General features: G+C 65.9%; 1 protein-coding gene. It reads right to left on the minus strand.

Features of this window, described 5'->3' with window-relative positions; all coding sequences use genetic code 11:
• Window positions 1–276 (minus strand): RHS domain-containing protein (locus WCL58_RS25305; protein WP_336851758.1); only part of this gene is annotated, 276 nt, incomplete at both ends.

The raw sequence follows: 276 nt of genomic DNA on the forward strand, positions 1-276 counted from the left end.
GGTTCGTAGTAGCGGAACAGGTTGTAGTGCAGGCCGCTTTCGTCGTCCTGATATTGCCCGGCGTAGCGCAGCGGCTGCTGATATTGCGCGCCCTGCCGCTTCGCCGCGCCAGCCACCGTCTGGCCCTGCAGCTTGCCGAAGGTGTCGTATTGCCCGGACCAGCACAGGTTGCCCGCCGCGTCGGTCACCTCCAGCGGTGCGCTGTTCAGATCGGTGTGATACCAGTAAATATCTGCCGAGCGGCTGTCGCCCGCCTGCTCCAGCGCCGCCAGCGGG

This window comes from Serratia sp. TMDUHS_CL (genome assembly GCF_037137105.1).
Classification (GTDB): Bacteria; Pseudomonadota; Gammaproteobacteria; order Enterobacterales; family Enterobacteriaceae; genus Serratia; species Serratia nevei.